General features: G+C 68.2%; 19 protein-coding genes and 1 riboswitch. Of the genes, 9 read left to right on the forward strand and 10 right to left on the reverse strand.

The features are described from left to right. Positions 1-136 precede the first annotated feature (136 nt). Positions 137-700 (reverse strand): hypoxanthine phosphoribosyltransferase, encoded by a 564-nt coding sequence (hpt, locus tag JW364_RS15890; RefSeq protein WP_065629595.1) that lies wholly within the window; start codon positions 698-700, stop codon positions 137-139. A gap of 308 nt (positions 701-1008) precedes the next feature. Here hpt and JW364_RS15895 point away from each other — a divergent pair, with 308 nt between their 5' ends. Further along, positions 1009-1734, forward strand: a complete 726-nt coding sequence (locus JW364_RS15895) for a glycine zipper family protein (protein ID WP_205333816.1) — start codon at positions 1009-1011, stop codon at positions 1732-1734. Between the two features lie 27 nt (positions 1735-1761). Here the strand turns inward: JW364_RS15895 and tilS are convergent, their stop codons facing one another. From tilS to dacB, 3 genes are read right to left on the reverse strand one after another with little or no spacing between them, the layout of a single operon-like run. Next, positions 1762-2694, reverse strand: coding sequence for a tRNA lysidine(34) synthetase TilS (tilS, locus tag JW364_RS15900; RefSeq protein WP_374100840.1), 933 nt, complete (start codon positions 2692-2694; stop codon positions 1762-1764). Continuing rightward, positions 2691-3776, reverse strand: a complete 1086-nt coding sequence (locus tag JW364_RS15905; protein ID WP_240199175.1) for a zinc-dependent metalloprotease — start codon at positions 3774-3776, stop codon at positions 2691-2693. The genes tilS and JW364_RS15905 overlap by 4 nt, the downstream gene beginning before the upstream one ends. A 26-nt stretch (positions 3777-3802) precedes the next feature. Continuing rightward, positions 3803-5200, reverse strand: coding sequence for a D-alanyl-D-alanine carboxypeptidase/D-alanyl-D-alanine-endopeptidase (gene dacB / locus JW364_RS15910; RefSeq protein WP_307814798.1), 1398 nt, complete (start codon positions 5198-5200; stop codon positions 3803-3805). A gap of 164 nt (positions 5201-5364) precedes the next feature. Here dacB and JW364_RS15915 point away from each other — a divergent pair, with 164 nt between their 5' ends. Further along, on the forward strand, positions 5365-5877 hold the full coding sequence (locus JW364_RS15915) for an inorganic diphosphatase (RefSeq protein WP_058249886.1): 513 nt from the start codon (positions 5365-5367) through the stop codon (positions 5875-5877). A gap of 100 nt (positions 5878-5977) precedes the next feature. Here the strand turns inward: JW364_RS15915 and JW364_RS15920 are convergent, their stop codons facing one another. Together JW364_RS15920 and JW364_RS15925 are read right to left on the reverse strand one after the other, a co-directional pair. After that, a complete protein-coding gene (locus tag JW364_RS15920) occupies positions 5978-6478 on the reverse strand; it encodes a hypothetical protein (RefSeq protein WP_205333819.1) in 501 nt (166 codons plus the stop codon). Continuing rightward, positions 6475-7395: an aminotransferase class V-fold PLP-dependent enzyme gene (locus JW364_RS15925; RefSeq protein WP_374100841.1), complete on the reverse strand. Its 921-nt coding sequence runs from the start codon at positions 7393-7395 to the stop codon at positions 6475-6477. The genes JW364_RS15920 and JW364_RS15925 overlap by 4 nt, the downstream gene beginning before the upstream one ends. 19 nt (positions 7396-7414) lie before the next feature. Further along, positions 7415-7528: riboswitch (SAM riboswitch) on the reverse strand. A gap of 107 nt (positions 7529-7635) precedes the next feature. Here JW364_RS15925 and JW364_RS15930 point away from each other — a divergent pair. Continuing rightward, positions 7636-8712, forward strand: coding sequence for an isochorismate synthase MenF (locus tag JW364_RS15930; RefSeq protein ID WP_058249883.1), 1077 nt, complete (start codon positions 7636-7638; stop codon positions 8710-8712). Positions 8713-8762: 50 nt separating this feature from the next. Continuing rightward, positions 8763-9707, forward strand: coding sequence for an ERCC4 domain-containing protein (locus JW364_RS15935; protein ID WP_058249882.1), 945 nt, complete (start codon positions 8763-8765; stop codon positions 9705-9707). An 83-nt stretch (positions 9708-9790) separates the two neighbouring features. Here the strand turns inward: JW364_RS15935 and JW364_RS15940 are convergent, their stop codons facing one another. Genes JW364_RS15940 through JW364_RS15950 form a run of 3 tightly spaced genes read right to left on the reverse strand, consistent with a single transcriptional unit; the run spans position 9791 to position 11885 of the window. Next, positions 9791-11008, reverse strand: a complete 1218-nt coding sequence (locus tag JW364_RS15940; protein WP_058249966.1) for an O-succinylhomoserine sulfhydrylase — start codon at positions 11006-11008, stop codon at positions 9791-9793. Continuing rightward, positions 11005-11418: a rhodanese-like domain-containing protein gene (locus JW364_RS15945; protein ID WP_058249965.1), complete on the reverse strand. Its 414-nt coding sequence runs from the start codon at positions 11416-11418 to the stop codon at positions 11005-11007. The genes JW364_RS15940 and JW364_RS15945 overlap by 4 nt, the downstream gene beginning before the upstream one ends. Further along, positions 11415-11885, reverse strand: a complete 471-nt coding sequence (locus JW364_RS15950) for a hypothetical protein (RefSeq protein ID WP_065629636.1) — start codon at positions 11883-11885, stop codon at positions 11415-11417. The genes JW364_RS15945 and JW364_RS15950 overlap by 4 nt, the downstream gene beginning before the upstream one ends. 170 nt (positions 11886-12055) lie before the next feature. Here JW364_RS15950 and JW364_RS15955 point away from each other — a divergent pair, with 170 nt between their 5' ends. Next, positions 12056-13081: an ABC transporter substrate-binding protein gene (locus JW364_RS15955; RefSeq protein ID WP_205333821.1), complete on the forward strand. Its 1026-nt coding sequence runs from the start codon at positions 12056-12058 to the stop codon at positions 13079-13081. A 180-nt stretch (positions 13082-13261) separates the two neighbouring features. Beyond that, positions 13262-14659 carry an FAD-dependent oxidoreductase gene (locus JW364_RS15960; protein WP_205333822.1) on the forward strand — a complete coding sequence of 466 codons (1398 nt, stop codon included), beginning with the start codon at positions 13262-13264 and terminating at the stop codon, positions 14657-14659. A gap of 202 nt (positions 14660-14861) precedes the next feature. Here JW364_RS15960 and JW364_RS15965 read toward each other — a convergent pair whose 3' ends face one another. Next, positions 14862-15368, reverse strand: coding sequence for a hypothetical protein (locus tag JW364_RS15965; RefSeq protein ID WP_205334484.1), 507 nt, complete (start codon positions 15366-15368; stop codon positions 14862-14864). Between the two features lie 266 nt (positions 15369-15634). On the opposite strand from JW364_RS15965, the gene JW364_RS15970 reads away from it, so the two are divergent. Genes JW364_RS15970 through JW364_RS15980 form a run of 3 tightly spaced genes read left to right on the forward strand, consistent with a single transcriptional unit; the run spans position 15635 to position 18644 of the window. Further along, on the forward strand, positions 15635-16678 hold the full coding sequence (locus JW364_RS15970; RefSeq protein WP_068971134.1) for an iron ABC transporter permease: 1044 nt from the start codon (positions 15635-15637) through the stop codon (positions 16676-16678). Continuing rightward, the gene (locus JW364_RS15975; protein ID WP_205334483.1) at positions 16675-17808 is read left to right on the forward strand and encodes an iron chelate uptake ABC transporter family permease subunit; all 1134 of its coding nucleotides are present in this window, start codon (positions 16675-16677) and stop codon (positions 17806-17808) included. Before JW364_RS15970 ends, JW364_RS15975 begins: the two co-directional genes overlap by 4 nt. Next, positions 17805-18644: an ABC transporter ATP-binding protein gene (locus tag JW364_RS15980; protein WP_065629583.1), complete on the forward strand. Its 840-nt coding sequence runs from the start codon at positions 17805-17807 to the stop codon at positions 18642-18644. The genes JW364_RS15975 and JW364_RS15980 overlap by 4 nt, the downstream gene beginning before the upstream one ends. The last annotated feature ends 206 nt before the right edge of the window (positions 18645-18850 follow it).

The raw sequence follows: 18850 nt of genomic DNA on the forward strand, positions 1-18850 counted from the left end.
GAGTCCCGGTGCCGACGCCGTTCCCATGTCCTTCCCGTCGACGTACACATTGAGGCTACCGGTCAACGATCGCGCTGGTGAAACCGTTCCCTCGCAGGTCGGACACGCGGGCGCCGCGTCATGCGCCGGCGATGGATCAGTGCGTGTACACCGACGGCTTCAGTCGTCCGATGTAGGGAAGGTCGCGGTATCGCTCCGCGTAGTCGAGGCCGTATCCGACGACGAACTCGTTGGGGATGTCGAACCCGACGTCGGCGACCCGGATGGTGGAACGCACGGCGTCCGGCTTGCGCAACAGAGCGCACACCTCCAGGCTGCGTGGCGACCGTGTGGCGAGATTCTTCATGAGCCAGGACAGCGTCAGACCGGAGTCGATGATGTCCTCGACGATCAGGACGTCGCGTCCCTCGATGTCGCGGTCGAGGTCCTTGAGGATGCGGACCACACCCGAGGACGAGGTCGACGACCCGTAACTGGAGACCGCCATGAACTCCATCTGCGACGGGATCGGCAGCGACCGGGCGAAGTCCGTCATGAACATGATCGCGCCCTTGAGGACACCGATGAGGACCAGATCCTCCTCGATGTCGGCATAGCGCGACGCCACGGACTGGGCGAGTTCGGCGGTGCGCTGCTTGATCTCTTCCTCGGTGATCAGGACAGCGTCGATGTCGGCGGCATACGGATCGGCAAACTGCACGGTCCCAGCTTCGCATGTAGTCCTCATGGGTGCCGCCTCACCCCGGACTCTCCCCCACCGTGCCGGGGACAGCGGACCGCTTGTCGATCGTTTGGACCAATCCGGCCGGTAGATTTTGCAGGATTAGTCACATTGCTATAACAAATGGCACCATTGATCACTGACGGAACAATTTCACTTTGATTACCGGCACGTTCTGTAAGCGTAACTGTGTCCAGTGGGATCACCGGGGCCATCCACTTTCTTCAGCGCCAGGAAATACAGCCAGCCCGGCCCCTCCCCATGCCCCTACCGGAAAGATCCACTTCATGTCACCTCACCGACAGCACGCGACCAGCCCGCGTACCCGTGCGCAAGTCTTTATCATCGCTACCATTTCGCTTGTCACAGCGGCGATCACGGCATTTGCCGGTAGTGCGCAGGCTGCGCCCAAGCAGGCCCCAAACGCGACCTACGACGCTTCGTGGAATGCTGACTCGCTCACGCTGAATGTCCACAACGCGTCGGTGAGCACTTCTGGTGGAGCTCTTTCCATTCGTGACCTTGCCGGTACCGAGCTGTTTCGCATGCCGCTGAACTACCGCAAGGAGTACAACCAGTTCCCGATCGACGCACGTCAAGCGGACAACTCGGTCACGCTCGTTCCGTCACGGGATCTCGCCCGCGCAACGCCGGTGGCTGCCACAGAGGTGAACAGATTGCGTGGCATCGCGCGTCACCAGGTCGCGGCGCCCCAAACCAAGCAGGAGCGGGATGACCAAGCCCTCGAGAGGCTCTACTCACAGGTGCGCACGGGCATGACAATTTCGTCGCTCGTTGGAACAATCCTGGGTGGCATCGTGGGTGGGGTCCTCGGGTGCGCCCTGACATCCGTCACCCTCACCCCCATCGGCTGCATCATAGTCGGCATTCCCGTCGGCGCAGCAGCTGGCGGAATCGTTGGTTTGGCACTCGGAGGCGGCGGCACCCTGATTGGAGCGGGTATCCAGTACTTCCAGACGATCAACTCGCCGTTCCGACCTCCGCGCGGTTAATTAGACAATCGACTACGACGGTCCGTCTCACCTCGCGGTGAGGCGGACCGTCAGTGTTTCCCCGGCACGTACGACGACGCGTCGTGCTTCGGGGTCGCCGCCGATGGCCACCTGCGACCGCGCGTTCCCGGTGGTCGCCACGAGATCGTCGACGGCCGAGATGACGCGGTGCGTCGGTTCGGTGGCGCCGACGCCGAGCAGCCAGGCGCGCAGGACACGCGTACGGACCGCGAGCGGCACGGCGAGCAACGGCGCGATCGCCAGCCCCTCGTCTCGGCCGGCCCCGGCGAGGAGACCGGCCGCCCACTCGTCCAGCGCGTCGTTGTCGGCCCGCAGGCCCTCGGCGGTGCGACCCAGCGCGTCGACGACCCCGCCGTGTAGAACCTCCTCCAGCAGCGGCAGCACCTCGGTTCGCAGTCGGACACGGGTGAACCGCGGATCGTCGTTGTGCGGATCGCGATGGGGCGCGAGACCGAGTTCGGTGCAGGCCGCCAGCGTCTGCCGCCGGCGGACGCCGAGCAACGGCCGGGCCCAGGGGTCGTTCCACGCACGCATGCCCGCGATCGAGCGGGACCCGGACCCGCGGGCCAACCCGAGCAGCACGGTCTCGGCCTGGTCGTCGGCGGTGTGGCCGAGCAGTACGGGCCGCTCGGCGCGGGCCTCGTCGAGCGCCGCATACCTGGCCTCACGGGCTCCGGCCTCGAGGCCGCCACGCCGCCCGACGCGCACCGGTAGCACCCGGACGCGGGCGCCCAGACTCCCCGCCACCTCTCCCGCCGCCGCGGCGACCCGAGCAGAGTCCGGCTGCAGTCCGTGGTCGACGATCAGCGCGGTGACGTCCAGACCCGCGCCGACGGCGGCCGCGGTCAGCGCGAGCGAGTCCGGTCCGCCGGAGAGGCCCACACAGACCTGCGGCCCCGAGAGATGAGCGGCCGCGAACTCCGCGACCGCCCGTCTCACAAGACCCGCTGAATCCATGCCTGCGGGTCGTCGATCTCGCTCGGCAGCGGCATCGTGTCCGGCGAGGTCCACACGACGTTGAACCGCTCCATCCCGACGGCCTCGACCACCGCGTCGACGAAGGCCTTGCCGCGGATGTACTGCGCGAGCTTGGCGTCCATCCCGATGAGCGCCCGGATGAGCCGCTGGACCGGGTTCTGGGGTGCGGTGCGACGTTTGTCGAAGGCGGCTCGGATGCTCGCCACCGACGGCACATGCGCCGGTCCCACGGCGTCCATGACATGGTCGGCGTGACCCTCGAGCAGCGTGCCCAGGACCATCATGCGTTGGAAGGCGGCGTGCTGCTCCGGGCTCTGCAGCAGTTGCATCGCCCCGATCACACCCTTTTCGCGCGGACCGTCGGAACCCTTGAGCGCCTTGGTCATCCGCGTGACGATCTCGGTGGTCGACTCGCCGGCGTCGGAGGTCAGCACGGCCACGTTGTCCTGCATGTAGTCGCGCAGCCACGGATTGGCGGAGAACTGCACGCGGTGGGTCACCTCGTGCAGGCACACCCACAACCGGAAGTCCGACGGAACCACCTTGAGCTGGCGTTCGACGTTGACGATGTTCGGCGTCACCACCATCAACACCCCGGGCTCGCCGGTGTCCGGATCCGGCGTGAACGGGTCGTACTGACCGAGGATCGCGGTCGACAGGAACGCGAGGAGTCCACCCGCCTGTAGGCCACCGAATCGGGCTCCGAGTCCGGGCGAACTCCCGTCGAGGGTGTCCTCGCCAGCACCGAGCATCGACCGCATCGACAGGGACGCGGCATCGATCCAGCCCGCCCGATCGAGGACTCGGGTGGTCGGCACGCGCAGGCCGTCGGCCAGACCGGTGACCTCCCGCACCGGGGCCTCGGCACGCGTCGCGGCGTCGGCCAGCTCGGCGCGGGCCGACTCGTAGGTGTACGCGGTCGTCTTGGGTCCGGGACGTGCGAGGCGTTTTGCCGTGGACGCCGCCAGCGACCAGTCGATCTGCGATCCGATTCCCGCCCCACGCTCCCGGTCGGCAGAGCCCTCGTCGCCTGCTTCGGTCATCTCCGACCCGGCGATTCCTGAAGTGGTCATCGGCACCCGCACTCTCTCAATTGACCCACCACGGCGTCGAGGGCGGGTCGCGCGTCCGCCGGCGAGGTGCCGCCGGACATCAGGGCGAACGACAGCACGCGGCCGTCGACTGTCTGCACTATGCCGGTCAACGAACTGACCCCGGTGAGTGTTCCGGTCTTGGCCCGCGCCCAGCCCGCGCCCGGGTTGCCGGCGGGGTCGAACCGGTCCACGAGGGTGCCGGTGCCACCCGCGATCGGCAGACCGTCGAGCATGGGCCGCAACGCCGGCCTGCTGGGCCCGCTCGCGGCGGTCATCACCGCGTCGAGCAGTTCTGGCGTGGTCCGGTTGGCGTAGGAGATCCCGGATGCGTCATGCAGGGTCGTACCTGCCCACTGGTCCGGGAACATCGACGACAGCACCTGTTCGATGGCGTCGACACCGCCGGCATGGGTCGGCGGTCCGCCACGGTGCACAGACAGTTCGACGGCAAGGGTCTCGGCGAGGACGTTGTCGCTGTAGCGCAGCATGTCGTTGACCCGGGTGACCAGCGGCGCCGACTCGACCTTCGCGATCACGCGGTCGTCTCCGGCCCTGGCGGTACCGGTCACCTCGGTGACGGGCCCCTCCACGCCGAGAGCCGCGGCCAGCGCCTCGCCGGCCATGATGCCCGGGGCCGCGGTGCGCGGCGAGTACTCGTCGAGCGGTTCGAGCCGGGCGCCGTCGACCATCAGCGATTCGATCGGCGCGATGTCGCCACCCTGGATGTCCCGGCGGTCCCAGGTGGTGTCCATCGTCGGACCCGAGAACGCGCGCAGGTCGACGGCCACCGACGTCACCGGGATCTCGGTGTCCTCGATCTGCCGCGCGAGGTCGGCGATGCGACCGGGGTCGGTGTAGAAGGTGTCGGTGCCGGCGGGCTGTGCGGACAGGGTCGGGTCACCCGCACCTCGGAGGATGATCTGCCCGTTGCTGCCGGCCACCACCGTCGTGGTCAGTCGCTGATCGTGCGGCACGGCTTCGAGCACGGCCGCAGCCGAGAGGACCTTGGCGTTCGACGCGGGGATCCGCGGACGCTCGGGGTTGCTGGTCCACAGGACCGCGCCGGTCAGCGAGTCGCTGATCATGCCCGTGAGTTCGCCGAGCGCCGGATTCCGCAGTGCCGGCGCGATGGCCCGCGACACACCGCTCGGCGTGGGCTCCGGCGCCGAGGCGACCACCGGGTCGATCCGGGGGTCGACGGCGATCGCGGCGGGCTGCGGGGGAACCCCCGGCGGCAGTTCGGGTTCCCGGTCGAGCCGGAGCGCGATGACCACCGAGGCCGTCGCGACGAGGGCCAGGATCACCACCGCGGTGATCGTCCACCACAGAAGTCTCCGACCGGAACGACCGCCGTTTCGGGTGGATGCGCCCACAAAGCCTCCGGGTCTCTCGCGGTTGACGGTCGATGGAACGGCCCGGACATACGCACAACGAGGGGTACGAACATCGAGGTCGCCGGACCAACAGTATCGTTGGGGCAGCGTGCGGGCGTTTCGGCCCGACGCGGCATCCCCGATCAAGACTGCCAGGAGGAACTGTGGAATTCGATGTGACCATCGAGATCCCCAAAGGTGGCCGCAACAAGTACGAGGTCGACCACGAGACGGGCAAGGTCTACCTCGACCGCTACCTGTACACCTCGATGGGCTACCCGGCCGACTACGGCTACATCGACGGCACCCTCGGTGAGGACGGCGACCCGCTCGACGCGATGGTCCTGCTCCCCGAGTCGGTGTTCCCCGGCATCATCGTGCGCGCACGGGTCGTCGGCATGTACACCATGACCGACGAGGCCGGTGGCGACGACAAGCTCCTCTGCGTCCCCGCCAAGGACGTGCGCTGGGACCACATCAAGGACATCTCCGACGTGTCCGAATACGAGCTGGGACCCATCGCCCACTTCTTCGAGCACTACAAGGACCTCGAGCCGGGCAAGGAGGTCGACCCGGGCGGATGGGTCGGCCGCGACCAGGCCGAGAAGATCGCACAGGAGGCCATCGATCGCCTCGCTGCGCACCCCGACGCGGCCAACGAGCCCTCGCGCGGCTGATCTCCCCCGCACACAAGACCGCCGGCACCATCATTCGAGATGGTGCCGGCGGTGTCGTCTGTCTCGACACGGCTCAACCGGCGAGAAGCCGCGCCGGCTGTCAGGCCACGCGGTACCGCTGCTCGGCGAGCACCGGTAGGATCTGTTCGCGGATGCGGCGTTCGGTGGCCGCGCCGTCGATCGGGATGAGGATCACGGCGTCGGCGACCTCGGCTGCGTAGATGTCGCGGACCAGCGTGATCAGTCCGTGGGTCGTCCCGATGTAGCGGATGGTCCCCGAACTCGTCTCCGACGACGCGTCCACCGCCGCAGCAGCAGCCGTGCGCGCCGACGCGGCGTCTGGCGCGACGGCCACCTCCACCTCGAGCGCCACCACGAACTTGGCCTGATCGTGGCTGCCGGCCCGAAGCAGGGAACGGGCGCGTTGCGCCTCGCGGAGGGTCTCACGCCGCACGACGATCGGAAACGTCTGTGCGAGTTCGTCTCCCGCGAGCGCGATCTGGAATCCCGGACGTCCGATGCTGATCGGGGCCGTCGGGGTGGCGGTCGGTGCGGCGATCACGGTGCCGCGGTCAGCACGTGCGTCGAGTTCGATGGTCATCTACTCACCCCTGTTCGGTCGGTCTGTTCGGTTCGCGCCCGGAATGCGTCGAGAATCCGGTCGATGTCGTCGACGGTGGTGCCCGCTCCGAAACTCGCGCGCACCGTATCGGCCGGCGGTGTGAGGCCGTCGACGGTGTAGCCCGCGACTCCCGCGCGGTCGGTGGAATCGGTGAAGATCCGCAGCGGCGTGAAGCCGCCGATCGCGGCCAGGCCGGCGTCGAGACGTTCGGCGAGGCGTCGTTCGTGCAGCCCGATCGTCTCGGGTCCGAGATCGGCGAGCACCCGACACGCCTCGGCGACCGCGATGGCCCCGGAAACGCCGTCGGCGTCCGGCGAGGCGTCGACATCGGCGGCGTCGAACCAGTCACGACGACCGATCAGGACGCCGGCGCCGCCCGTCTTCCGACCCGGTTCACCGACCGCCAGGTAGTCGATGCCGTGGCTGACGACGGAGACGGGCCGGTGCCCGACGAGTTGCGCGGCGTCGACCAGGATGCGGGCCCCGGACCGGTGCGCGAGCGAGGCGAGCCGGCCGATCGGCAGCACCTCGCCGGTGATGTCCGATACCGCGGTCACGACCAGGAACGATGCCGGCGCCGAGGCGAGCTCGGTCTCCAGCGCGACCAAGGTGTCCTCGATGGTCTCGCAGGCCGGGACGAACCGCGCCCGGTCGCGCCCCTGCCGTGGTGCGCACCACCGCAGCAGGTCGGCGCCCTGCCCGATGTCGAGGACGACGACGTCGCCAGGAGTGATGCGCGCCGCGAGGTCGAGGGCAACGGCGGCATCGCGGGTGAAGACGACGGTGTCGTCGACCCGCGCACGGACGAACTGCCGCACCGATTCCCGGGCGGCGTCGAAGCGGACGTCGACTGCGGGCGACAGGCGACCGGCGGGTGCGGACAGGACAGCGGTCACGGCAGGAAACTCCTCAGACAATTCGCGCTTGCCGCGTCCGGTCGGTACGCGGCCGGGTCGTCACCCGGAGCACCCCACCGCGAAGGAGGGTTGCCGACCAGCGAGCCGGGGCTTGTCACTGGCACTCATGACCTACGACCAAGGGTCGTCGATCTCGCGCGGACGTGTCAATTTTCACTCAACGTGATCGGAAGTTAGGGCACACTTACCTGTAGCGTGTCAGGGGTGTCAGCGACTGATGTGTTCGTGTTGTCCCGCCCGCACGGCACCGTGCGGGGCATGGGCGCGGTCCGTGCGTTCACCGACGTCGACGCCGCCTCGGCCGCCCTGCGCGCCGGGACCGTCGACGGTCTGACCGGCGCGATCCCCTTCGACCTCGCCGAGCCCGCCGCGCTGGTGGTGCCCGAAGTCCTGCACGTCGACGCGGCGCCGCTGGCAGGCACACCACCGCTGACGCGCACCCCGGTGTCGACGACCCTGCACCCCACGGCCGACGAGCACCGCGAACGTGTCGCACACGCGGTGAAGCGGATCGTCGCCGGCGACGTCGGCAAGGTCGTACTCGCCCGCAGCGTCGACATCGTGCTCGACGCCGAGGTCGAGCCTCTGCAACTCCTCGACGCACTGGCGGGCGGCAATGCCGGACACAACGCATTCGGTGTCGATCTCGGCGCGGCCACCGGCTCGGGTTCGTGGCTGTTGGGCGCGAGTCCCGAAGTGCTGCTGCGCAAGTCGGGTTCCGTCGTCACCTGCCACCCGTACGCGGGATCGGCGCCGCGGTCACCCGACCCGGTCGTCGACCGCGCCGCTGCCGACGGATTGTTCTCCTCGGCGAAGGATCTCGCCGAGCACGCCTTCGTCGTCGACCACCTGCGAGACCGGCTGGGACACCTCTGCGACGACGTCGACGCGCCGTCGACCCCGCAATTGCAGTCGACCGGGGAGGTCTGGCATCTGGCCACCCCGATCCGCGCGCGGCTTCGGGACCCGGCGACCACTGCGCTCGATCTCGCACTCCTGCTCGGCCCCACCCCGGCGGTCTGCGGCACGCCGAGTGATGTTGCTGCGCAGATCATCCGCGAGGTCGAGGGTGAGCGCGGCTTCTATGCGGGGGCGGTCGGCTGGTGCGACGCCGCCGGCGACGGGGAGTGGATGGTCACCATCCGGTGCCTCGAACTCGAGGCCGATCGTCGCAGCCTCCGGACGTGGGCCGGCGGCGGTATCGTCGAACACTCCGACCCGCAGGGCGAACTCGAGGAGACGGCGTTCAAGCTGCGGACGGTCCTGAACGCGTTGGGCATCGCCGCACTCGACTGAGCGGATCAATTGCGGACGCGCGCGATCTTCGCCCGTTACGCTCGTCGATGATGCCCGACGACCTGATCATCGCCCGAAATCCGGAACAGGGCTCCTCACTGCCCTTTCTGGTCCGGATTCCGCTCGGCAGTGACGGGATCGTCTTGAAGGTGAGGGAGACCTGGCCGCGAACCAGCAAGGTCTATTGTCATCGCGCCGACGAATGGCCGACCACACCGCAGATCGTCGAACGTCTTCCGGTTCGGTCGGTGACGCGGCGCGGGGCGGCGATCGATCTGGTGCTCGACCGCGCTCGCGAGAATCGGTCACAGTTCGTCGTCACGCGGGCTCGCGGACGCGAGATGATCTTCTGGCAGACGCGCAAAACCACCAAGCAGGCGCGTCCAAACGTCACGCTTCCCAAGGCTCGGGCACACGGCCAGGCGCTCGAGATCGTCGTCGACACAGGCGAGAAGTACGCCTACTCCTTCGGTCATCAACAGGCGACCACCACTCGACACCGCCTCGATGCCGGCGATTACGCGATCGTCGAGGACGACCAGGTGGTCGCCGCCGTCGAACGCAAGTCGATCGACGACCTCGGCAACGGTCTCATGAAGGGAACTCTCACCTACCAGTTGGCAGGTCTCGCGGGACTCCGACGCGCCGCGGTGGTCGTCGAAGCCTCATACAGCAAGGTGTTCACGCGCGAATACGTCAGCGGCGCCGCGCTGGCCGAGGCAGTCGCCGAGGCGCAGGTCCGGTTTCCGACCGTGCCGATCGTCTTTTGCGACAACCGCAAACTCGCCGAGGAATGGACCTACCGCTGGCTCGGTGCCGCGCTACACGAATGGCGGCTCACCGTCGGCAGCGAGCCCATCGTGCAGGGCCTGCACGGTCCACCGGCGACACCGTCGGAGATCAGGGCGTGGGCTCGCGCCCAAGGGATCGAGGTGCCCTCCAAGGGACGGATCCCGAGTACGGTGCGAGCGGCCTGGGATCGCCGGAACGACTGAATGGCACCACCCTCCGGGGACTCGGCCCCGCTCACCGAGGCGGATTCGCGCTGTGCCGCAACGGAATACGTCAGCGCTTACCCTCACCCCAGCGCGTGGTCCAGGTCGCCCAACAGGTCGTCGACCCCTTCGAGGCCGACCGACAGCCGCACCACCGAGTCACTCAGACCGATCGCCGCGCGTCCCTCGGGACCCATCGCACGATGAGTGGTGGTCGCCGGATGCGTGATCAGCGACTTCGAATCTCCGAGATTGTTGGAGATGTCGACGATCCGCAGGCCGTTGAGGACCTCGAAGGCGCGCTTCTTGCCGTCGATGCCGTCGTGGTCGTTGAGCTCGAAGGTCACCACCGTGCCGCCGCCGGACATCTGCGACTTCGCCAAGTCGTACTGCGGGTGTGACTGCAGGAAGGGGTATTTGACCCAGCGCACGCGCGGATCGCTCTCGAGGAACTCGGCGATCCGCAGCGCCGACGACACCGAGGCGTCGACGCGCAGACGCATCGTCTCCAGCCCCTTCACGAGGGTCCAGGCGTTGAACGGACTGAGTGCCGGACCGGTGTGTCGCATGAGTTGCTGCACCGGACCGTCGACGTACTCCTTGGTCCCGAGTACCGCGCCACCCATGACGCGCCCCTGGCCGTCGATGTGTTTGGTGCCCGAGTAGACGATGACGTCGGCGCCGAGTTCGAGACCCCGCTGCAGCAGCGGGGTGGCGAAGACGTTGTCCAGCACCACCTGTGCGCCCGCGGCGTGCGCCATCTCGGACACCTTCACGACGTCGACGAGGCTCTGCATCGGGTTCGACGGTGTCTCGAAGAACACCGCGTCGGTGGGCTTGGACAGGGCCCGCTCCCACTGCTCGAGGTCTTCACCGTCGACGAACTCGGTCTCGATCCCCCAGCGCGGGAGGATCTCGTTGCAGACCACGAAGCAGGAACCGAACAGGCTGCGGGCGGCGACGAGACGGTCGCCGGCCTTCAACAGTGCACCGAGCGCGACGAACACCGCGGCCATGCCGCTCGCGGTGGCGAAACACGCCTCCGCGCCCTCGAGCCGGCGCAACCGCTCCTGGAACATCTCGACGGTCGGATTTCCGTAGCGCGAGTAGACGAATCGTTCGTCCTCGCCGGTGAAGGCTCGCTCGGCGGCCTCCGCGGAGTCGTAGACGTAACCGCTCGTGAGATAGAGCGCCTCGGCCGTCTCGTGGAAACCCGAACGCGCCAGCCCGCCGCGAACCGCGATCGTGTCAGCCGAGAGCCCTTCAGGCAGTTCACGACTGACGGGCAGATCAGAACTCACGATTGCCTCCACGGCAGGTTCTCGGCACGCCAGCCCGACGTCCCGCGGTGGTCGTTCTCGTCGAGGGCGCCTTCGAACCCGTCGATCACGTTGTATGCCTTCGCGATACCGTCGGCGGTCGCGGCCTCCGCAGCGCCGATCGACCGGTGCCCCGAACGGCAGATGAAGATGACCTCCTGGTCGTCGGAGACACCGGAATCACGCAGCTGTGCCACGAAGTCGTCGTTGCGACGCCCCTCGGGGAAGGTGGTCCACTCGGCGAAGATCGCGCGCTTGCCCAGGACCTCGAGGTCGGGCACGCCGACGAACGACCACTCCGCCTGCGTGCGACAGTCGACCAGCACCGCATCCGGGTTGTTCTCGAGCTTCTCCCACGCCTCGCGCGGGGTCAGGTCACCGGCATAGCTCATGAGGAACACACCTTCCACTCGCCGTTCTCGCGCACCACGATCGTGTCCACGACGTTCACGTCATCGGGGGTCTTGTCATAGTGCCAATGAACCTTCGCGGTCGCCCGGTCACCGTCGACCACCAGCTCGGTGATCTCCGGGATCTCGATGTGACCGTTGGCGAGCAGCGACTCCCGGTTGTCGGCGAGGAACTGTTCCTCGGAGACGAAGTCGGCCGCCTCGACGTCGGCCGCGCAGGTGTTCGCCCGGTATTCGCCGAAGTTCGGACCGTTGCGCGCGGTGTAGATGTCGTTGATCGCGTACTGGACCTGAGCCGAGTCGCCGGCCCGGTCCTCGGCCGGACGGGTCACATTCGACAGCACGACGCCGAGCACCACGAGTCCCACGACGCCGGCCGCGACGAAGAACGGCCAGGCGTTCTTCCACGACGGGGGCTTCTGGTCGCCCTCACCTGCAGCTTCGGCCATGGCGGGCAGTCTATCGAGCGTCCCGGCGGCGGTTGAGACCGGCGTCGTCGGAGCCCGGACGCACCGGGCAGAGCGCCGAACGACGTCGACATCGAACACGTCCTGCGTAAGGTGGCCCTAAGTTCCGCGGCGAACGACGTCGCCGACCGCAACGACCAGCGAGGACCCGGATGCGCGCTTCCACCCACCGTTCCCTCATCCTTCTCGTCGGGCTGCTCGCGGCAGCCCTGGTGGTGACCTCGTGTTCGCCGCCGGACGAGACGGTCGACTCCGGCACGGCCCAGGTCCCCGCGCCCGAGGCCGGCGCGATCCCGGTCACCGTGCAGCAGGCCTACGCCCCCGCGACCGTCGACCAGGCACCCAAGCGCGTCGCCGCGATGGGCGTGGGTGACGGCGACACCCTCCTCGCACTCGGTGTCACCCCCACCACGATCGCCCCGTTCGCCGACCCCGACCAGGCGTCGGCGCCGTGGAACGCCGAACTCCTGGCGGACTCCGACCCGGTGGTGCTGCCGAACGCGTCCGGCGCGTTCGGCGACGAGATCCCCAAGGCGCTGGCCACCGAGCCCGACCTCATCACCGCCGTCGGCGCCGATCCCACCCGCGACCAGTTCGATCTGCTGAGCAAGACCGCCCCGACGATCCTGCGGCCCGCCCAGTTCCAGCCGTGGCAGGTGCCGTGGGACGCGCAGACCCGCCAGATCGGTACCGCCGTCGGCCTGCCCGAACTCGCCGATCGCAAGGTGACCGAGACCGAGCAGTTCCTCGCGAACGTGCGGGAGCAGAACCCGCAGCTGGCCGGGAAGACGGCGGTCGTGGTCACCGCCAGCCCCACCGGCGGCGTGTCGATCTACGGCCCCGGCGACGGGCGCGGACAGACCCTCACCGGTTACGGACTCACCTTCCCGCCCGCGCTGCAACCTTCGGTGACCAGCGGTTTCTACGGTGACCTGCCGGCCGAGAGCCTGAACCTGCTGGACTCGGCCGACGTCGTCGTCGCCGTCGACTGGCAGGGTTCCAACGACCGGCTCAAGTCCAACGCGGCGTTCAACCGGCTGGCGGTCGCGCAGTCGGGCCGCGTGGTCTATCTGCCCCAGGAGGTCGGCAGCGCGATGTCGGTGCCGACGGTCCTGACGATCCCGTGGGTCGCCGAGCAGGCCGTCGGACCGATCGCCGCGGCCGCCGGCAAGGCGTAGCGGGCCCGAACCCGCCGGACACCGCGCACCCGCCGAGTGAGGGTTACCTCACAGACGGATTTTGGTCGGGGACAGCAAGCGCCTACCGTAGAAGGGATAGGCCTTATCCATACGCGCGGACCTGGGGGTCACCGAGATTTGCTTGTCCTCGCGTGCTGAGCAACGGAAGACACCTACTCCATGAGCGACAACAGCCGCCCGCTGCGGGTTGCGATCGTCGGTGCCGGTCCCGCCGGGATCTACGCCGCCGACGCGTTGATGAAGTCCGACACCGCCAAGGACCGCGGGGTCAGCATCGATCTGTATGAGCGCATGCCCGCTCCGTTCGGTCTGATCCGTTACGGCGTCGCACCCGACCACCCGCGTATCAAGGGCATCATCACCGCCCTGCACAAGGTCCTCGACAAGCCCCAGGTCCGCCTGCTCGGCAACGTCGACTACGGCACCGACATCACCATCGACGAACTGCGCGCCCACTACGACGCGGTGATCTTCTCCACCGGCGCCACCGACGACCGCGCCCTCGACATCCCCGGCATCGATCTCGACGGCAGCTACGGCGCCGCCCAGTTCGTCGCCTGGTACGACGGCCACCCCGACTTCCCCCGCACCTGGCCCCTCGAGGCCGAGAAGGTCGCGGTCATCGGTGTGGGCAACGTCGCCCTCGACGTCGCCCGCGTGCTCGCCAAGACCGGCGACGAACTGCTGCCCACCGAGATCCCCGCCAACGTCTACGACGGACTCAAAGCCAACAAGGCCGTCGAGGTCCACGTCTTCGGCCGCCGGGGACCCGCCCAGGCGAAGTTCACCCCGCTCGAACTCAAAGAACTCGACCACTCCCCCAACATCGAGGTCATCGTCAACCCCGAGGACATCGACTACGACGAGGGCTCGGCCGTCGCCCGCCGCGGGTCGAAGATCACCGACCAGGTCGCCACCATCATCGAGAACTACGCGATCCGCGAACCCAAACAGGGCGCGATCCACAAGCTGTTCCTGCACTTCTTCGAAAGCCCCACCGAGATCCTCGGCGCCGACGGCAAGGTCGTCGGTCTGCGCACCGAACGCACCCAGCTCGACGGCACCGGCAACGTCAAGCCCACCGGCAAGACCACCGACTGGGAGGTCGGCGCGGTCTACCGTGCGGTCGGCTACCTGTCGGACAACCTGCCGCAGATCCCGTTCGACTCCCAGGCCGGGGTCATCCCCAACGAGGCCGGACGCGTCTTCGACGAAGGGCAGCAGCTCACCGGTATCTACACCACCGGATGGGTCAAACGCGGCCCCGTCGGCCTCATCGGCCACACCAAGGGCGACGCCAACGAGACCGTCGACTGCATCCTCAAGGACATGGAAGCCGGCACACTCCTCGACCCGGCCCACCCCGGCGAAGACGCCATCGTCGAACTCCTCGAGTCCAAGAACATCCCCTTCACCACCTGGGACGGCTGGTACCGCCTCGACGAACACGAACGCGCCCTCGGCGCCGCCGAAGGCCGCGAACGCGTCAAAGTCGTCGAACGCGAAGACATGCTCGCCGCATCGGAGCCGGACAAGGTGTCCCGCCCGTCCGCGTGATCCACCCCGCCGGCTGAGCCCACCCCCGCCGGCTGAGTCCACCCCCGCCGGCTGAGCCTGTCGAAGCCATAAGAGCGGCGGCCGAGTTCTCTCGGTCGCCGCTCTTTCGCATGCGCCCGGCGGGTGCGGGGGCGTCCTCCCCGCACGCCGCCCGGCGCGAATGGCTCAGTTGTGGTGCATTCTCAACTGTCGTCGGATGAGATCAACGGCCCGGAATCGCCGGCACGCCGGCGACGTCGGTGCCACCGCCGGTCAGGGCGGCCGCTGAAGCGGAGGAGCCCGTACCGAATCGGTCCAACGGGTTGTCGATGCGCCGGACGTTCCACCAGAAACCGGCGTTGTCGGTCAGGTTCTCGGCGTAATCGGAGATCGCGTACCCCGCGATGGAGGACGGGAAGCAGCCGAACCAGGTGGTCTTGATGGTGAGCGACTCGTTCTTCTTCAGCAGCGACTTGAACTTCGTCGCGCCGTTGATCTCCTGCAGCGTGACGTTACGGAAATCGCCGTCACGCGCGGTGACACGCATGAACCGGGTCATGCTCCACGCCTGATTCCACGGCGTGCCAGGGGCTGCGAACTGACAGTAGACCCCGCCCGTCATCTGGAGGTTGGGAACGGCGGCCTGTGCCGGCGCGGCACCCACCAGCGATCCACCGGCGATTCCTGCAGCGACCAGAATCCCTGTGAGAGCCCGTTTCAGCGATTTCATCGATCCTCCTCGTTCGTAGGCGACACTGTTTTCCCGACGTCGCCGTCGTGGGAGCGGCATGCCGCCCCACCGACGACCGGTCTTACTGCGGTCGGCCCGAGATGCCCACCGACACCGGGACTATCGACCCAGCCTGAGCGAAGTGTTACCGCGCGCACAGCCTTCCCTCAGGTTTCGTCGGCAATTCGTTATACGAACGACACCCGCCGAGGCGCTCGACGCTGCGCGCGACGCCGCGTCGAAGAAGGTTGGTAAGGTTTACCTTCGTGCGCCGATCCCTCCGACTTTTCGGAATCCCGCTGCTCCTGGCGGTCCTCGCAGCGCTGGTCGTCGCGTCGGTTCTCTTCGGCACCCGACCGGTCCCGCTCGACGAGATCTGGCCCAGCTTCACCGCTGGTGTCGAAGAGATCTGGAACGCGCTGATCAACCTACGGATGCCGCAGGTGCCCAAGGATTCCGATGTCGACGGCATCGTGTGGGATCTGCGCGTGCCGCGCACTCTGCTCGGCCTCGCCGCCGGACTCGCGATCGGCGCGGCCGGTGCCATCACCCAGGGCCACACCCGCAACCCGATCGCCGATCCCGGCATGCTCGGCGTCAACGCGGGTGCCGCCTGCGCGGTCGTCGGCGGCATCTACCTGCTGGGCATCACCAGTCCGATCGCGTTTATGTTCTTCGGTCTCGTCGGAGCGATCATCGCCGCCACCGTGGTGTTCGGACTGTCGTCGCTGAGCGGCTCGAGCCCACTGACCCTGGTCCTCGCCGGCACCGGCCTGACCGCGATGCTGACCGCCATCACGTCCGCGATCGTGCTCGTCGACACCAATTCGCTGGACCAGTGGCGCTTCTGGAGCGTCGGCTCCACCGCGGGTCGGGGCATCGACGTGTTCTGGGCGAGCCTGCCGTTCATCACGGTGGGCCTCGTCCTCGCGCTGGCGAGCGGCTTCTTCCTGAACGTCCTGAGCCTGGGCGACGACATGACCAAGGCCCTCGGTTCCCGTGTCGTGCTCATCCGCGCCCTCGGCGTCCTGACCATCACGCTGCTCATCGGCGCGGCGACCGCGGCGTGCGGGCCGATCGTGTTCCTGGGCCTGGTCGTACCGCATATCGCCCGCGCCTTCGTAGGCGCCGACTATCGGTGGATCATCCCGTATTCCGCTCTGCTGGGCGCCATCCTGCTCGTCGGATGCGACATCCTCGGCCGGATCGTCGCCCGTCCGGGCGAAGTGCAGGTCGGCGTCATGCTGGCACTGGTGGGCGCACCCTTCCTCATCGTCATGGTCCGCCGACAGAGATTGGGGACCGTGTGAATCCGCCGACCTCCATCAAGACCGACATCACGTCCGGAACCACGACGAAGGGCCGGATCGCACCGCACCCCGGCGGTTATCGGATCGCCTTCGAACCGCTGTCGATGGTGGTGCGACCACGGATGCTCACCGTCGCGGTCGTGTCCACGGCCGTCACGGTCGTCCTGTTCCTCACGAGCGTCGGTGTCAGCGACTTCCCGCTGACCCCCGTCGACGTCGCCCGCATCCTGCTCGGCGGCGGCACCCGCGTCGAGAACGTGGTGGTCTTCGACGTCGCTCTGCCCCGAGCGCTGGTCGCCCTGCTCGTGGGATTCGGTCTGGGCCTTGCGGGTTCGATGACCCAGCTGATCGCCCAGAATCCTCTGGCCACACCGGACATGCTCGGCATCACCGCCGGCGCGAGCGTGGCGGCGGTGACCGCCATCGCGTTCTCGACCACCAGCTGGGGTGCCTGGCTGGGCGATCTCGGCGTCCCGGCGGCGGCGATGATCGGCGGGTTGCTCACCGCGGTAGCGATGTACGTCCTCGCCTGGCCGGGTCGCAAGGCCAACAGCGGCATCAACCCGTTCCGGCTCGTGCTGATCGGCGTCGGGATGACGTGGTTGCTGCAGGCGCTGACCCAGTTCCTCCTCTCGCGCGCCGACATCCGGGATGTGGCTCGTGCGCAGGTGTGGATCGTCGGGTCGGTGTCCAACGTCGGCTGGTCCAACGTGTGGCCGGTCGCCGCCGGTGTCGTCGCGAGCATCATCGTGGTGGTCGTCCTGGCCCGCCAGATCGGGATGCTCAGCCTCGGACCCGATCTCGCCCGCGGACTCGGAGTCCGGACCGGCGCGGTGTCGACGACGCTGCTCCTGACCGCGGTCCTGGTGAGCGCGCTGAGCGTGTCCGCGGCCGGGCCCATCGCCTTCGTCGCGCTGCTGGCCCCACAGATCGCGCTGCGGCTGGCCGGTACCGCCGTGCCCACGCCGCTCGTGTCCGGTGTCATCGGTGCGTCGTTGGTACTGGGCGGCGACCTGATGGTGCGCACGGTTCTGCCGGGCGGCCTGCCGGTCGGCATCGTCACCGCGGCGATCGGCGGCCCGTTCCTGATCTACCTGATGATCGTCATGTCCCGAAAGGCGAGCGTATGACCGCGTCATCCCTCGAATCCCCTGCCACCACCGCCCGATTGCGGGGCGTCGGACTGACCGTCGGCTACGACGAACGGATCGTCATCGACGGCCTCGACATCGACATCCCCGACGGTCAGGTCACGACGATCATCGGTTCCAACGGATGCGGCAAGTCGACACTGTTGCGTTGTCTCGCACGGCTGTTGCCACCCCGGGCCGGTGCGGTCTACCTCGACGGCGACGACATCTCCTCGGTCCGGCCCAAACAGGTCGCCCGCACCCTGGCGATCCTGCCGCAGAATCCCATCGCGCCCGAAGGGCTCACCGTCGCCGATCTGGTGGGGCGGGGACGCCATCCGCACCAGCGCTGGTTCGCGCAGGCCAGCGCGGCCGACGAGGCGGCAGTGGCACTGGCGATGGAGATGACCGACACCCTCGACCTCGCCGACCGCACCCTCGACGCCCTGTCCGGCGGTCAGCGGCAACGGGTCTGGATCGCGCTGACGCTCGCGCAGGACACCGATCTCATCCTGCTCGACGAGCCCACCACCTACCTCGACCTCGCACACTCCATCGACGTCCTCGACCTGGTCCGCCGGCTCCGCGACGAGCACGGCAAGACCGTCGTCATGGTGCTGCACGACCTCAATCTGGCCGCGCGCTACAGCGATTCGCTGTTCGTCATGCGCAACGGAGCCATCGTCACCACCGGCTCGCCCACCGAGGTCATCGACGCCGAGACCCTCGACGCGGCGTTCGGCCTCCGGGCGCACGTCATGACCGATCCGATCACCGGTGGCCCGCTCATCGTGCCGCTGGACTCCCGGACCCGCGCCACCCCCACCGCTCCCTGATCCGAACCCGCGGCCCCTGCTCCCTGAGATGCGAAGAGCGACGGCGACAGCCCCTCCGCTCCCTGAGGTGCGAGCGAAGCGAGCCACGAAGACATCCCAGGGGTGCAAGGTGTCAAGCGGCGAGGTTGGCGCGGTGGTTCCAGGCGGTGTGTTCGTTGTAGAGGGTGCGGTGTTTGAGGCAGCCGTGGAGGATGCCGATGAGCCGG

It is taken from the genome of Gordonia sp. BP-119 (assembly GCF_016924115.1).
Lineage (GTDB): Bacteria > Actinomycetota > Actinomycetes > Mycobacteriales > Mycobacteriaceae > Gordonia > Gordonia hongkongensis.